Annotated in this window: 14 protein-coding genes; 8 read left to right on the top strand and 6 right to left on the bottom strand. The window is 35.5% G+C overall.

What is annotated here, in order from left to right:
- Positions 1-327: 327 nt before the first annotated feature.
- From purB to AR685_RS03305, 5 genes are all read left to right on the top strand, one after another.
- Positions 328-1755, top strand: a complete 1428-nt coding sequence (gene purB, locus AR685_RS03325; protein ID WP_047446080.1) for an adenylosuccinate lyase — start codon at positions 328-330, stop codon at positions 1753-1755.
- Positions 1756-1987: 232 nt separating this feature from the next.
- Entirely contained in the window at positions 1988-5686 is a 3699-nt protein-coding gene (locus tag AR685_RS03320; RefSeq protein ID WP_059123703.1) for a phosphoribosylformylglycinamidine synthase, read from the top strand.
- 118 nt (positions 5687-5804) lie between these two features.
- The gene (locus AR685_RS03315) at positions 5805-6194 is read left to right on the top strand and encodes a ribonuclease inhibitor (RefSeq protein WP_228376380.1); all 390 of its coding nucleotides are present in this window, start codon (positions 5805-5807) and stop codon (positions 6192-6194) included.
- A gap of 13 nt (positions 6195-6207) precedes the next feature.
- Entirely contained in the window at positions 6208-6825 is a 618-nt protein-coding gene (locus tag AR685_RS03310; protein ID WP_047446084.1) for an SGNH/GDSL hydrolase family protein, read from the top strand.
- Positions 6826-7158: a gamma-glutamylcyclotransferase family protein gene (locus AR685_RS03305; RefSeq protein ID WP_059123701.1), complete on the top strand. Its 333-nt coding sequence runs from the start codon at positions 6826-6828 to the stop codon at positions 7156-7158.
- A gap of 75 nt (positions 7159-7233) precedes the next feature.
- Here the strand turns inward: AR685_RS03305 and AR685_RS03300 are convergent, their stop codons facing one another.
- Positions 7234-7590 carry a diacylglycerol kinase gene (locus tag AR685_RS03300; protein WP_059123700.1) on the bottom strand — a complete coding sequence of 119 codons (357 nt, stop codon included), beginning with the start codon at positions 7588-7590 and terminating at the stop codon, positions 7234-7236.
- A gap of 145 nt (positions 7591-7735) precedes the next feature.
- On the opposite strand from AR685_RS03300, the gene dnaN reads away from it, so the two are divergent.
- The 3 genes from dnaN to AR685_RS03285 all read left to right on the top strand — a co-directional run bounded on the left by dnaN (position 7736) and on the right by AR685_RS03285 (position 11999).
- Positions 7736-8866, top strand: a complete 1131-nt coding sequence (gene dnaN, locus AR685_RS03295; protein ID WP_047446090.1) for a DNA polymerase III subunit beta — start codon at positions 7736-7738, stop codon at positions 8864-8866.
- Between the two features lie 153 nt (positions 8867-9019).
- The gene (pheT, locus tag AR685_RS03290) at positions 9020-11422 is read left to right on the top strand and encodes a phenylalanine--tRNA ligase subunit beta (protein WP_059123699.1); all 2403 of its coding nucleotides are present in this window, start codon (positions 9020-9022) and stop codon (positions 11420-11422) included.
- 166 nt (positions 11423-11588) lie between these two features.
- Complete coding sequence (locus tag AR685_RS03285; protein ID WP_059123698.1) at positions 11589-11999, top strand: META domain-containing protein; 411 nt, start codon at positions 11589-11591, stop codon at positions 11997-11999.
- A gap of 54 nt (positions 12000-12053) precedes the next feature.
- Here the strand turns inward: AR685_RS03285 and AR685_RS03280 are convergent, their stop codons facing one another.
- The 5 genes from AR685_RS03280 to bla-A form a co-directional block, all read right to left on the bottom strand.
- Positions 12054-12293, bottom strand: coding sequence for a hypothetical protein (locus AR685_RS03280; protein WP_027380779.1), 240 nt, complete (start codon positions 12291-12293; stop codon positions 12054-12056).
- A gap of 37 nt (positions 12294-12330) precedes the next feature.
- The gene (locus tag AR685_RS03275) at positions 12331-13647 is read right to left on the bottom strand and encodes a hypothetical protein (RefSeq protein WP_047446096.1); all 1317 of its coding nucleotides are present in this window, start codon (positions 13645-13647) and stop codon (positions 12331-12333) included.
- Between the two features lie 103 nt (positions 13648-13750).
- A complete protein-coding gene (locus AR685_RS03270) occupies positions 13751-14641 on the bottom strand; it encodes a 3-hydroxybutyryl-CoA dehydrogenase (RefSeq protein ID WP_185113234.1) in 891 nt (296 codons plus the stop codon).
- A gap of 24 nt (positions 14642-14665) precedes the next feature.
- Positions 14666-15076, bottom strand: coding sequence for a hypothetical protein (locus tag AR685_RS03265; RefSeq protein WP_059123696.1), 411 nt, complete (start codon positions 15074-15076; stop codon positions 14666-14668).
- Positions 15077-15154: 78 nt separating this feature from the next.
- Complete coding sequence (gene bla-A, locus AR685_RS03260; protein ID WP_059123695.1) at positions 15155-16033, bottom strand: CGA/CIA family class A beta-lactamase; 879 nt, start codon at positions 16031-16033, stop codon at positions 15155-15157.
- Between the last annotated feature and the right edge of the window lie 16 nt (positions 16034-16049).

Below are 16049 nucleotides of genomic sequence, written 5' to 3'. Positions count from 1 at the left end.
TTGTGAAGTTGGTTCACGCTATCCACCCATATTCCTCGCAAGCCAGTCTGTCCTGAGCCTGTCTAAGGGCTTACTGTGGGGTAACCGTTTCTATCGTGGCTAGGATTTTAGTTTGTAATTGCAAGATTTGTCTTTGCGAAAAATGAAGTAAAAGAGTACGCTGATTTTTATGTTTTCTTTTGTAATAGATGAATAGAAATGAGCTTTAACCCATTTAGATAAAAGTAAATTTCCATTTGAATTTATACTAAACCTAAAACCATCCTCACAATTTTTCTCTCTCAATCAAAATCCGTATTTTTGTGCATCTAAAAAGTAAAAGAAAGAATGAATTCCTACAAAAATCCATTGGAAGAGCGTTACTCTAGCCAAGAAATGTTGTTTAACTTTTCTCACAATAACAAATTCCAGAATTGGAGAAAGCTTTGGATTGCTTTGGCTGAGATTGAAAAAGACTTGGGTCTTGACATCACAGATGAGCAAATTGCAGAGTTGAAGGCCAATGTTGATAATATCGATTACGATAAAGCGGCAGAGTATGAGAAAAAATTCCGTCATGATGTGATGGCTCACGTTCACGCTTATGGTGATGTGGCACCTTCTGCAAAGGGAATTATTCACTTGGGCGCAACTTCAGCTTTTGTAGGAGACAATACAGATTTAATTCAAATCCGTGACGGACTTTTAATTTTAAAGAAAAAGTTGGTTAATGTGATGAAAAATCTTGCTGATTTTTCAATTCAGTATAAAGATCTTCCAACTTTGGGATTTACACACTTTCAACCTGCTCAGTTAACGACTGTTGGAAAAAGAGCAACACTTTGGTTACAAAGTTTAGTTCTTGACATTGAAGAATTAGATTTCTTCCTTGAAACTTTACGTTTCAGAGGTGTAAAAGGAACAACCGGAACTGCGGCAAGTTTCTTGGAACTTTTCAACGGAGATTATTCTAAAGTAAAACATTTAGATAAAGAATTATCAAAGAGATTCGGTTTCGAAAAAGTTTTCGGAGTTTCCGGACAGACTTATGATAGAAAAATCGATGCAAAAGTGGTTGCTTTATTAGGAAATATCGCACAATCAGCACATAAATTCACCAACGATTTACGTTTGCTTCAAAATTTGAAAGAAATTGAAGAGCCATTCGAGAAAAACCAAATCGGTTCATCTGCAATGGCTTACAAACGTAACCCAATGAGAAGCGAAAGAATCGGAGCATTAGCAAAATACGTAATGTCTTTGACGACAAGTTCTGCAATGGTTGCTTCAACGCAATGGTTTGAAAGAACGCTAGATGACTCTGCAAACAAAAGATTGACAATTCCACAGGCATTCTTGGCAGTTGATGCAATCTTGTTGATTTGGAATAATATCATGAACGGAATTGTGGTATATCCAAACAGAATCAACAAACATATTATGGAAGAACTTCCTTTCATGGCGACAGAATACATCATCATGGAAGAGGTGAAAGCTGGTGGCGACCGTCAGGAAATCCACGAAGTAATCAGAGTTCACTCAATGGAAGCTTCCAAGCAGGTAAAAGAAGAAGGAAAAGAAAACGATTTGATCGAAAGAATCTTAAATGACCATTCTTTGAAGCTTGATAAATCAAAATTAAAAGAGGTTCTAGATCCTAAAAACTTTATCGGTTTTGCACCAATCCAAACGGAAGAATTCATTGCTAATGAAGTTCAACCGATTATTGATGCCAACAAAGAACTGATAGGTTTGGAGGCTGATCTTAGAGTATAAGTGATATGCAGTCTTTTGGGCTGCATTTTTTACTTTGTTTAATCTGTGATTAGCGAAGTTTGTGATAGAATGAAATTTAATAATTGGGGCAGCTTGATCCGCCTTCCGCTCCCGCTTTTTGCCTTTACTTCGTTTCGGCAAAAGAGCTCCGCTCAAGTCGGGCTGCGAGGTTTGTCGTTAAAATAAATTTCAGTTAAAATTAAAAATAAATCTAATAAATATCTGACATCTAATGTCTCAAAACAAAAGAATTTTCGTAGAAAAAAGAGGAATTTTCGATGTAGAAAGTCCAAAGATTTTTGATGAAGTAAAAGCGGTGGTTCCGTCGATCAAAAATGTAAAAGTGTACAATGTGTACGATATTTTCAATTTGAACGATGGTGAGTTCGAAAAAGTGGTCAACAGCACTTTCGTTGATCCGGTTACGGATATTTTAATCGAGGAAAATCCTGCAGAAGGAGTTTATTTCGCATTAGAATTTTTACCGGGACAATACGACCAACGTGCAGATTCTGCGCAGCAATGTATTGCTTTACTGACTGAAAATGAGAAGTCTAAAGTAAGAAGCGGTAAACTTATTGAATTTGAAGGAGTTTCTGAATCTGATTTAACTAAAATCAAGGATCTTTTGATTAATAAAGTGGAATCTCAGGAAAAAGATTTATCTATTTTGGATATTCCTGCAGAAGAAACGCCTTCAAAGGTTTTGGTTCACGAAAATTTCATCAGTTTTAATGATGCTCAGCTTGAAGAGTTCTTTAACAATCACGGTTTTGCATTAGGATTGGATGATTTGAAATTTATTCAGGAGTATTTTAAAACTGAAAAAAGAAATCCTACAGAAACTGAACTGAAAGTTTTAGACACCTATTGGAGTGACCATTGCCGTCACACAACGTTTGAAACAGAATTGTCAAACATTGAATTTGAAGGTCAGTTTAAACATACACTGGAAACCATTTTCAATGATTATATAGAAAAAAGAAAATTCTTAGGTCGCGAATTGAAACCCATCTCTTTAATGGATTTGGCAACTGTTTGCGGAAGATATTTCCATAAGACAGGTAATTTGGACAACTTGGTGGTTTCAGACGAAATCAACGCCTGTACAATTCAAATCGAAGCTGAATACGATGGTAAAAAAGAACCTTGGTATTTGTTATTTAAGAATGAAACACACAATCACCCAACGGAAATTGAACCTTTTGGCGGTGCTTCAACGTGTTTAGGTGGTGCTATCAGAGATCCTTTGTCCGGACGTTCTTTCGTATTTCAGGCCATGAGATTGACGGGTGCTGCTGATGTATTGGAACCGGTTGATAAAACGTTACCGGGGAAATTACCTCAAAAAACAATCACAAAACAGGCGGCAAACGGATATTCTTCTTACGGTAACCAAATAGGTTTGGCAACTACAATGGTTTCCGAAATCTACGATGAAGGCTACAAAGCAAAAAGAATGGAAGTTGGTTTCGTGACCGGCGCCGTTCCTGTAGATTGGGTAAGACGTGAAAAGCCTGAAGCTGGCGATTCTATCATCATTTTAGGTGGTGCAACTGGTCGTGATGGAGTTGGTGGAGCAAGTGGAAGTTCAAAAGAACAGGATGAAACTTCAATCCACACGATGAGTTCTGAGGTGCAGAAAGGAAATGCAGTAGAAGAGCGTAAAATTCAGAGATTGTTCAGAAATCCTGAAGTGACGAGATTGATCAAAAAATCAAATGACTTTGGAGCGGGTGGAGTTTCTGTTGCCATCGGAGAAATTGCTGATTCTTTGGAAGTTAATTTAGATGTTTTACCTTTGAAATACGAAGGTTTGAACGGAACTGAGCTTGCCATTTCTGAATCTCAGGAAAGAATGGCGGTTGTGGTTGAACAAAAAGATAAAGAGCAGTTCATTAAGTTTTGTGAAGCTGAAAACATTGTGGCTGTTGAAGTGGCAAAAGTGACAGATTCAGGTAGAATGCAAATGTTCTGGAAAGGTGATAAAATTGTTGACCTGTCAAGAGAATTTTTGGATACGAACGGATGTTCAAAAAGTCAGGAAGTTAAGATCACCCATCTTAATGAGGTTAAAGAAGAGACTCAGATTTTCAATGAAGAAAACTTCTTGAAAATATTAAGCGATAAAAATGTAGCTTCTCAAAAAGGTTTATTGGAGATGTTTGACTCATCGATTGGTGCGACTACGGTTGCGATGCCTTTGGGTGGGAAATATCAGCAGACTTTGATGGAAGGAAGCGCTCAGACGTTACCGATTTTAGGAGCAAAAGATATTGAAACCGTTTCCTTTGCAAGTTGGGGATTTGATGCTGAAATTTCAAAGCAAAACTCATTGTTGGGAGCTTCTTACGCAGTGGTTGAAAGCGTTGCGAAAATCGTTGCGATGGGTGGCGATTATAAAAATATCAGATTGAGTTTCCAGGAATATTTTGAAAAATTAGGTCAGAATCCTGAGAAATGGGGCAAGCCTTTGGCTTCACTTTTGGGCGCTTATGATGCGCAGATTAACCTTGGTTTGGCTGCTATCGGAGGTAAGGATTCTATGAGTGGAACATATCAGGATTTAAATGTTCCGCCAACGTTGATTTCATTCGCTTGTGCTAACGGTGAGAAGAAAAATGTGATCTCTCCGGAATTTAAACAGGCAGGAAATAAACTCTATTTCTTCAATCATATTCCACAGGAAAACGGACTTCCAAACTACGAAAATCTAAAGACAGTTTTTGAATTGATTTTCGAAAATATCAAGGCCGGAAAAATCGTTTCAGTGAAGACTGTGAAAGAAGGTGGAGTTGCCGTTGCTCTAGCAAAAATGAGTTTCGGAAACAGATTGGGAGCTGGAATTACTATTGCTGATGAGAACGTTTTACTGGCAAAAAATGTCGGAAGTTTGATCATCGAATCAACTGAAGAATTAAGTTCTGTTGATCTTCAATTAATCGGTGAAGTTAAAAATTCAAATATTCTCACAATCAGTGATTTGAATTTTGAAATAGGAAAACTACTTGAAGCAAATACAAAAACGTTTGAAAACCTTTTCTCAACAGTAGAAAAAGAAAAAATAACGGTTGAATTAGATTCAAAATTGAATTCTATCAACCCAAGAAATATCGTCATTAGGAAACACGGAATTGCTCAGCCAAGAGTTTTCGCACCGGTTTTTCCAGGAACAAATTGCGAATATGATACGCTGAATGCATTTCAAAAAGAAGGGGCAATTGTAAGCAGTTTACCTTTAATAAATATCAATCATCATCTGCTTGACGAAAGCATCGATGCGTGGGTGGAAGAAATTAAACAGTCTCAGATTTTAGCGTTCTCCGGAGGTTTCTCTGCAGGTGATGAACCGGATGGTTCTGCTAAATTTATCGTGAATGTTCTGAAGAATGAAAAGATGAGAAATGCCGTTCACGAATTGCTTGACAGAGACGGAATGATCATCGGAATCTGTAACGGTTTCCAGGCATTGGTGAAGTCAGGTTTGCTGCCTTACGGTAGAATTAAAGACTTGGACGAAAACTCTCCGACATTAGCACACAACGCCATTAGAAGACATATTTCTCAGATGGTGAATGTGAAAGTTCTCAACGACGAATCGCCTTGGTTAAAAGGAATGAAAGATCAGGTTTTCACCATACCAATTTCTCACGGTGAAGGTCGTTTTATGGCTTCGGAAGAAGAAATTCAGAAGTTGTACGAGAACGGACAGATTGCTACGCAATATTTAGATTTGGATGGAAACATCGCTCACGGAATGCCATTCAATCCTAATAATTCATTATTCGGAATAGAAGGAATTACAAGTCCATGTGGAAAAATTTATGGTAGAATGGGGCACCCTGAACGTTTTGCGGAAGGTCTGATGAAAAACATTCCGACTGCGAATTATCATAACATCTTTAAAAACGGAGTAGAATACTTTAAGTAAGCGGGTGGCTCTTGAAACTGGCAGCTGGCTTTTAGTTTAGAAATATAGCTTTCAAACCTAACGGGTTTTAAAATCCGTTAGGTTTTATTGTTAAACAATTTGTGTCATATTAAATCATTTGAGTATTATTCCAAATAACAATAACAGAAAAATGACGGTTATCAATGGTGACCGCTTTTCTGATTTGCAGGGTTTCTACGGAGAAGTTTCTCATGTTTTGATGAGAGATGAGGATTGGAAAGTCGGTACACTCGATGGGTTTGATGATATTTTGTATAGATTTGAAGGTGAGATTATCTGGAAGCATGCTCAAAAATCAAAGGAAGATTTAGGCTTTGAAGCAACAAAGAATTTTTACGAAAATAAAATCAGGCAGGGAAAGCCTTTCAATATTAATTTAGCCCAAGAAAAACTGGATGAATTGATCGAGGGAAACGGACAGACCTTGTATGAAATTCTGATTGAAATTATGGAATCGCATAAAAACATAACCTTAGTTTTAGATTAAAATCAAAAAGAAAATGATGTATGGATTATTTTTCGGCGACAGCATAACTTATGGCGAATACGATGGCGTTTTCGGAGGTTGGGTCGATATTCTAAAACGATATGCTTTGCAGAAATACAATGAAGGAGGTAATGAATTAATTCTCTTTAATCTTGGTGTCGGTGGCGAAACGTCAGAAGGTTTGGTTAAAAGAATTCGGAACGAAATGACGGCCAGAAATGCCGAGAATGGTAATGTTGTGTTCATCGGTTACGGAGCCAACGATTTGGCTGTAAAAGATCAGAAGCAAATTGTAAATCCTGAAGAATTCAAAGCTAATATTACAGAGGCTATTCAGCAAGCACAAGATTTCTCAAAAGAAATCTATCTGGTGAGTATTCTTCCTATTTCAGAAAAAATAGCTGGTGAAATTTCTGTAACTGGAAAGATTAGAATGAACGAAGATATTTTGGTTTACAATGAAGTTCTTAAAAATATTGCCAGTGAAAACTCTTTAATTTATATCGATTTTCATTCTGCTTTTTTTGCAGATAAAGAGGTTTTGCTTTCCAAAGATGGCGTTCACCCTAACGAGAAAGGCTACGGAATGATGGCTGAAATTGCGATTCCAATTATTGAAAAATATTTATAAATGCCAAACTTATTTTCTTACGGAACTTTACAGAAAGAGCAGGTTCAGCTCGAAACTTTTGGAAGAATATTAATGGGGGAACAAGATATTCTTGTCGGATATCGCTTGAAAATATTGGAAATTACTGATCCCGAAGTTTTACGCAAAAGCGATCAGAAATATCATCCGATTTTGGAATATTCGGGAAATGCTGCAGATGAAGTAGAAGGTGTTTTGTTTGAAGTGAGTAACGAGGAGATTCTTCAGGCTGATGATTATGAAGTGGACGACTACAAAAGAATCGAAACCGTTTTTAAATCCGGGAAGAAAGGATTTATCTATGTTGGAAAATAGTTTTAAAAAAAAAGTTTTTTTTATTTTGAACGAATGACAATATAAAAATCTGTGAAATCTGCGGGAAATAAAAATTTAACCGAAAATATATTTCCAATACACGAAAATACCCACAATAACAGAAGCTGCTGCAATTAAAGTCACTGCTCCTGCGGAAACATCTTTAATGAAACCGATTCTTTTATCAAATTCGGGATGAATGATATCGCAAATCTTTTCGATGGCTGTGTTGAAAGTTTCAGCGGCTAAAACTCCGATAGAAACCGTTAAAACCAAGATGGTATCAATTCCAGAAAGTTTTAGATAAAAAATCAGAAAAATATTAATCAGTAAAGCCACCACTTCAATCTGAAAATTTCTTTCAGAATTTAGCATCATCCAAATGCCCCGGAAGGAGTTGATGAAACTTTTATGAATGGGAGGTTTTCTCATTTTTAAAATTGATGTAGAGCAAAGATAGCTGATTAAATAATTCAGTAAAAAATAAATTCTTTTGATGGTTGTTAATAACTCTCAGTATTATTCTTTTCTATCTGTTTTCTATTTGTTATATTTGTAAAAACTTATTTTTAAATCTATGAAATTTATTATTTCAAGTGGTGAACTGCAGAAAGCATTGCAAACTGTAAGTGGCGTAATATCAAGCTCTCAATCGAGACCGATTTTAGAAAACTATCTTTTTGAGTTAAACGAAAATAACCTTACCATTACAGCGTCTGATGGCGAAACAACTTTGGTAACTTCATTAGATGTAAAATCTGATGATGCAGGTAAATTTGCGGTTCCTGCCAAAATTTTTCAGGATTTTATCAAGACTTATGGCGAACAGCCTCTGACGCTAGTTGTAAAAGACAATGCGGAAGGTACTGGTAGCCAACTTGAGATTTTAGATGAGAAAGATAATTTTGCGGTGGCATTAGACAACGCAGACGATTATCCTGAACTTCCGGAATTTGATGCTGCGCAAAGCGTAACAATGCCTGCGGGAGTTTTATCTGAAGCTTTAACCAACACACTTTTCGCTACGAGTAACGATTCTCTTCGTCCGGTAATGACAGGAGTTTTATTTCAGTTTGGTGAAAATGAAACGAACTTTGTTTCTACCGATTCTCACAGATTGGTGGTGTACAAAAGAACAGATTTGATGAATGCCGAGCCAATGGAATTCATCATGCCTAAAAAACCGCTTAACATTTTCAAAAATATTCTAGCTAGTTCGAATGAAGATATCACGATTGACTTCAACGAAAACATGGCTAAATTTACTTTCGGAAAACATATATGGATCTGTAGATTAATCGACGGAAAATATCCAAACTATACTGCGGTAATCCCTAAAGAAAATCCGAATGTTTTGACGATTAACAGAAACTTGCTGTTAGGAGCAATCAAAAGAGCTTCTATTATGTCAAACAAATCGACAAATCAGGTGAGATTTAAATTGTCTGCCAACATTCTTCATCTTCATGCAGAAGATACAGAATATGCAAACAAAGCAGATATGCAGATTCCTTGCGACTACAACGGTGAGGATATCAACATCGGTTTCAGTTCGAAATTCTTAACAGAAATGCTTGGTATTCTTGGTGCAGACGATATCACGATGAAAATGTCTCAGCCTAACAGACCGGGAATTATTGAACCGCTTGATGGTCTTGAAGAAAACGAAAATATCTTAATGTTATCAATGCCGGTCATCGGATTGTAAGATTATTTTAAATAAATTCTAAAAGAGGTTGATTTTTCAGCCTCTTTTTTTGTTTTTTAGACTCAGTTGAAAGGTTAAAAATTTCTCTGTTTCTCAAAAAAACACGACATTTGTAACTTGAAAAAATTCAAAATAAATTTTCAAAATTAAAGGATGAAAATATCAAATAACTGGCTGAAAGATTATATCAAAACAGAACTGAAATCTGAAAGAATTGGAGAGTTTCTTACAGATATCGGTCTTGAGGTAGAAGGAATAGAGAAGTTTGAAAGCATCAAAGGAAGTCTGGAAGGTGTGGTTGTAGGAAAAGTTTTGACCTGCGAAAAGCATCCGAATGCCGATAAATTAAAGAAAACAACCGTAGACGTTGGAGACGGAAAAGTTTTAAATATCGTTTGTGGAGCTCCTAATGTTGGAGAAGGACAAACGGTTCCCGTTGCAGTTGTAGGAACTAAAATCTACGATAAAACCGGAAACTTCTTTGAAATTAAAGAAGCTAAGATTAGAGGCGAAGTTTCTCAGGGAATGATTTGTGCAGAAGACGAATTAGGCTTAAGCGAAGATCACGGCGGAATCATGGTGTTAGACGAAACAAAATATGAAGTTGGAAAGAATTTTTCAGATTATTTTGAACTGACAAATGACGAAGTGTTCGAAATTGGTTTGACGCCAAACAGAACTGATGCAATGTCGCATTACGGTGTTGCAAGAGATTTATATGCATTTCTTTCAACGAATCAGCAAAAAGGTGATTTTGAAAAAGTATCTTCAGTTGCTTTAAATAATGAAGGAACGCACGAATTTACATTGGAAGTTGAAGACGCTGAACTTACTCCAAGATACATCGGAGCGGTGATTGAAAATGTAAAAGTTGCAGAATCTCCATCTTGGTTAAAAGACAGATTGAAAGCAATCGGTTTAAGCCCAATCAATAATATTGTAGATATTACCAACTATATTCTTCATGGTTTCGGTCAGCCGCTTCATGCTTTTGATGCAGATAAAATTGCGGACAAAAAAGTGAAAGTAGGAACTGTTGCCGAAGGAACAAAATTCACGACTTTAGATGGTGTTGAAAGAACTTTGAACGGTTCTGAAATCATCATCAAAGACGGACAAAATAACCCGATGTGTATTGCCGGAGTTTTCGGTGGTGCCAATTCCGGAGTTTCTACTGAGACTAAAACAATCTTCTTAGAAAGTGCTTATTTTAATCCGGTTGCGGTAAGAAAAGCGGCAAAAGCTCATGGTTTGAATACGGATGCTTCTTTCAGATTTGAAAGAGGAGTTGATCCTAATATCACAAGAACTGCAATCACTCATGCCATCCAGATGATTCAGGATTTGGCAGAAGGTAATCTGGTTGGAGATTTATTAGAAGAATATGCTAAGAAAATAGAAGACAATTATGTCATCATCAGATTTTCAAAAATAGAACAAATTTTAGGAACAAAAATTCACAAAGAGAAAGTAAAGGAAATTTTAAAAGCGCTAGAAATTCAGGTTTTAAACGAAATTCAAAATGGCTTTGAAATCTCTGTTCCTGCTTACAGAGCTGATGTAACAAGAGAAATCGACGTTATTGAAGAGATTTTAAGAATCTACGGATACAATAAAATTGAAGCTCCACAAAAGATTTCGTTCACACCAGTAAAACTAAATGCAAAAGATCAGGACGAATTGGAGAACAATTGGGCAAGAACGTTGCAAGGTTTAGGTTTCAACGAAGTAATGAACAATTCTTTAACTTCCGTGAAAGATGAAACTAATGCAGTGAAATTATTGAATCCTTTAAGCAATGATTTGGCGTTCATGAGAAAGTCATTATTGGAAGGTCTTTTGCAGAACGCAATCTACAATATTAACAGAAAAAATCAGGATATCAAGTTCTTCGAGTTCGGTAAGATTTACAATAAAAAAGAGAAGTACGAAGAGAGAAAACAGCTGGCTATTTTAGTTAGTGGAAGAAATGTTTCTGAAAACTGGTTACAGCCAAAATCGACAACTGATTTCTATAATTTAAAGGCTTTTGTAAAAGTTCTTTTAGAAAGATTGGCTATCAATTACCAAGAAGTAGCTTTGACGGATGATAGATTTTCGGATTCGCTAGCATACGAATCTGAAGGGGAAACTTTGGTGAGAATCGGAAAAGTAGCTCCTCAAATGCTTAAAGATTTTGATATTGATCAGGATTGTTTTTATGCGGAAATTGAATTGGAACTGGCCCAGAAATTACGTTTTAATAAGGAATTGAAATTTAATGATATTCCAAAATTCAACAAAATCAGAAGAGATCTGGCGTTGTTGATAGATAAAAATATTACGTATCAGGAATTGTATCAGACTGCTAAAAAGAACAAATCTCCCTTCATCAAAAATATCAATTTGTTTGATGTGTACGAAGGTAAAAATCTTCCGGAAGGCAAAAAGTCTTATGCAATGAGTTTTGAATTGTTAAACGAAGAGAAAACCTTAGAAGAAAAAGAAATTTCTGCAGTGATGGATTCTTTGATTAAATCTTTTCAGAAAGAATTTAATGCTGAGTTGAGATCGTAAGAAATAACTTTTAAGTATATAATATAACGGACTTTTGTCCGTTTTTTTTTGTGGAATTCTGTTAAGAAGTAATCATAAATAATATTATTTCCGTAAATTTGGTTTGAATCATAAAAGTGAAATGGAGCATCTGCTACATTTACTTTGACTAATAAAAAATCTAAAAATGAAAAATCTTTTTTTAAGTATATGTACAGTAGCTTTTCTTGCTTCTTGCGGAACAATGGCCAACTCTTCAGCATCAAAGGTAGGGAAGTCTCAGCCATCAATCTCAGCTACTAAGTGGGTATTGGCAGACAATGTAAAAGGTAAAACACCAACGCTTAATATTGAAGGATCAAAAGTAAATGGAAACGCAGGATGCAACAGTTATTTTGGAACTCTGTCTACAGATACTGCTTCAGGAAGCTTTAGTGCCTCTCAGTTGGGATCTACAAGAATGGCTTGTGACAACATGAGCGTTGAGCAGAACTTCATGAGCATGATGGGAAAAGTAAACAAGTATGTGGTCTCCGGAAATACGCTGGAGCTGTATCAGGATAATCTTTTATTATTAAAATTTAATAAATCTGAATAAAAATAAAAAAGGAACTCAAATCTGAGTTCCTTTTTTTATGGGTAAATAACTTTATTATTCTTCCTCTTCGTCGTCGTATTTTGCCAACTCTTCATCACACCATTTGAATGCAGCTTCTACTACTTTTGTAGCTTCATCTGCCATAGTTTCTTCATCGTCGCCTTCTAGATCATCCAACCATTCCACTTCTTCTTCCTCAACATTTAATATAAATCTTGGATATTCTGTATGAACTACGAATAAATCTTCAGGAAATTCCGAATTGTCTGCTAATAAAAACTTTGGTAATTTCATTTTTTTAATGTTTAAACTTTCTCAAAGATATATAAAATTATTGGTATTTGTTCTTGTCGATTTTAATTTTTTGTAAAACTTTATAATACGTTAACGTCTTTCTTTTTAAAGTATCAGAAGGCTTAAAAGTCAAATCAATATCAGGATTTACGGTGCTTATCAGTTCTGCAATCTGTATTTTTTCAAGATCTTCTCTGCTTTCCAAATAGTACAGTAACGAAGTTTTTTCAAGGTTCTCTTCTTTTAAAAATTTCGTTATTTCTTTTCGGTTTTCGAGATAATCACCTTTGGAAAGTATTGTAAATAAACCTCCCGAACAAAGACTCAAAAATCCTATTGCATAGACTTTGTAACCAAAAATTTCAAACAGTTTCTTAAAATATAATAACCAGATCATAAAGGAAAAAGGCGCAAGTAATCTGTAATCCAGTGGTGTAATGGAATAAAAGTACTGGATAAAGTAAGAAAAAATAATTCCGACAACTCCGATGAGTAAGATGAATTTTTCTGCTTCGCTTAAGTTTTTGCTTAAAAATAAGTAGATCATCAGTACTATATTGATGATTCCAATTCCGTAAATGGCGAAATTAATCTTTCCACCAGCAGGATTGGACATATGAATAAATGGATTGAAGGTGGTTGCCAATCCCTTGCCTAATTCCACAATGAGTTTGGATGTAGGGTGAAGGCCAATTTCTAGGAAGGCATTGACATAATTGGTGTTATAATAATCAATGAAAAGAAATTTATACCCAATAATATATACTACACCAACCAATGCGGAAAATACAAAGATTTTAGAATATGCTTTTTTCCAAAATAGCAATCCGAAAAGTCCGGCTCCACCAATGAAAAAAAGTGAACTGTATCTGATATTAAACAGGGCAATTAGTGAGACTGAAAGATAAAAAAAAGCTTTTCTACCTGTCAAAATTCCGTTTATAATTTGACTTGCACAGTAAGTAAAAAGGAAAACAAAAGGGAGTATCAGTGCTTCACTCATTGTGAAAGCAAATATCGACAGAAAGCCAAATAATGAACAAGTAACAATTGTTTCCTTCAGAAAGAAACTTTTTCGCCATGCAAAAATGATGATGAAAAAAAGTGAAAAAATACCAACTATTTTGCTCGACCAGAATTCGTCAGTTCCGAAAAAGGTAAAGAATTTGATGAAAAGCGGATAACCAAGCGGTGTCGTGGTATTATCAATTTCAGGAAATACATGTGCGAACCTCATATATCGGATAGAATCCGGACTTGTTCTACCTTTTTCATTGAGTAGAAAACGCAAAATGGTCATCACTAAAGTAATGATGACCATTGATATTTGAATGTATTTTTCTTTGAGTTTCATCGAAGAAAAGTAGTGAATTTTGCAATGCAAGTCAATTTTCTTCAGACTAAATTTATTTCAAGCTACTTTAATAATCCAGTATGAACATTTACCTACTGATTTCTTACTTTGAAAACATTTTTGACACTTTTTCTGCTTTTTTGCTTTCGGAGTAATCATAAAAACCTTCTCCTGATTTCACGCCTAATTTCCCAGCCATAACCATGTTGACCAATAATGGGTTTGGTGCATATTTTGGATTTTTAAAACCATCATACATCACATTTAAGATTGCCAAACATACGTCAAGACCAATGAAATCAGCCAACTGCAGCGGTCCCATAGGGTGAGCCATTCCCAGCTTCATAACTGTGTCTATTTCTTCAACTCCTGCAACACCGTTGTATAAAGTTTCTATTGACTCATTGATCATCGGCATCAAAATTCTGTTAGCCACAAAACCTGGATAATCATTGACTTCTACAGGAACTTTTCCTAAGGTTTTGCTCATTTCATAGATTGAGTCAAAGGTTTTTTTAGAAGTCGAGTAGCCTTTAATAATTTCTACCAATTTCATGATTGGAACAGGGTTCATAAAGTGCATGCCGATTACTTTATCTGCTCTTTTTGTAGCTGCAGCGATTTTAGTAATAGAGATTGATGATGTATTTGTAGATAAAATACAGTTTTCAGGAGCAAACTCGTCCATCTGAGCGAAGATTTTGAGCTTCAGATCCTGATTTTCTGTTGCAGCTTCTACCACCAAATCAGCATTCGTTACTGCGTCTTTCAGGGCTGTATAAGTCTTAATGTTTCCTAAAGTCTCTGATTTTTGTTCTTCTGTAAGGTTTCCCTTTGCAATTATTCTGTCAAGATTGGTGGTGATGGTTTTTATTCCTCTGTCTAAAGCGTCTTTAGATACATCAACCAAATTTACACTAAATCCGCTTTGTGCGAATGTATGTGCAATACCATTTCCCATGGTTCCGGCTCCGATAACTACAATGTTTTTGATCATTTTTCCTTATTTAGTTTTAAATTATTTTTTATAGATAATTAAGTTTTTAATTTTTAATAAATCTGCTTTCTTAACGACTTGAGAGGCTTCAAAATTGACAATTCCGTCACTGTTTTGATTTCGTCTGGTATTTTGTGCCGCGATTGCAGAATGTAGACCTTTTATAAAATTGGTTTTCTGACTTTTTGCAAGTTGGTCTGTGCTGATGTAGAGATTAAATTCACCTTCCCTTCCCATTCCCTGCTGTTGGAGGATTTCAAAAGCTTTTGTTTTATTTTTTTTCTGAAACTGTTTTACATAATTTGTCACCGGTATCGTAGAAGGTGTCCCGCAACAAATACTTGCGTAGCCGATCTGCAGATAGTTTTGATTCTTTTGAGCAAAGAAAAAAATGCTGCTGAAGATAAAGAAGACTAAGATTAATTGTTTCATAACTGAAATTTTAAATTACCAATAGATGATTGTATTGAATGATTGGCAATTTTCAAGCCTAAAAATAAGCTTTAAAATTTACTTATAAAAATGATCCCAAACCGCTTTCGAAATATCAGAAACAATCTTACAGTTTACCGCATCAGATTCTATGGAATTGCTTACAAATACGGCGATTGCATAATGTTTTCCATTAGGTAAAGTGACGATTGCGATCTCATTCTCTGCGCCTGTTAAGCCTGCGTCGTTCTTTCCTGAAGCTCCCGTTTTTCTTGCGACAGGAGTGCTTTTTGGAAGTTGCTCTACCATTTTATTCAGTCCGGTAGATGTTGAAAGCATCACTTTCATCAGATTATCTGTTGATTTTCTAGAAAGCAATTTTCCTTCATAAAATTTCTTTAAAACGTCGACTGCAGATTGTGTCGTGCTGTAATTTTCGTACTGCACGTTCCAATTTCTATGCATTTCCGCTTCGTTGTATTTTATTTGGAAACCTTTAACGCCTTTAGAATCCATAAATTTCTGCACAGTTTTCGGACCGCCTAAAAGTTTAAGCATAATATCGCAGCCATTATTATCGCTCTTTGCAACCGTTAATTCAAGGATTTCACTTAAAGGAATTCCTGCATTTCCATTGGGATATTTATCACGAAGTGGCGACCATGTATTTTCCAGTAAGTTTGATTTGTCCAAAACTATTTTCTGATCCAAAGACAGCTTTCGTTTTTCCACAAAGTCTAAAACGGCAGCAGCAATATGAAACTTAAAAACGCTCTGCATCGGAAGTTTTTTGTCTGAATTTTTATTGTACTTAAAATCATTTTCAATTCCTAAAACCGAAATTCCTACGGTTGCTTTTTTATCTTTTATGATCGAATTGATTTTTTGTTCTAACGCCGAGTTTTGCGCAAATGTAAATGCGGAAATTAGAAGAAATAGAAGTGCTGATTTTTTCATATGCAGATTTTATAGT

The sequence above is a fragment of the Chryseobacterium sp. JAH genome, assembly GCF_001507335.1.
In the GTDB taxonomy this organism is placed as follows: domain Bacteria; phylum Bacteroidota; class Bacteroidia; order Flavobacteriales; family Weeksellaceae; genus Chryseobacterium.
The sequence above is the reverse complement of the archived record's forward strand: the minus strand, read 5'-3'. Positions and strand labels throughout refer to the sequence as shown.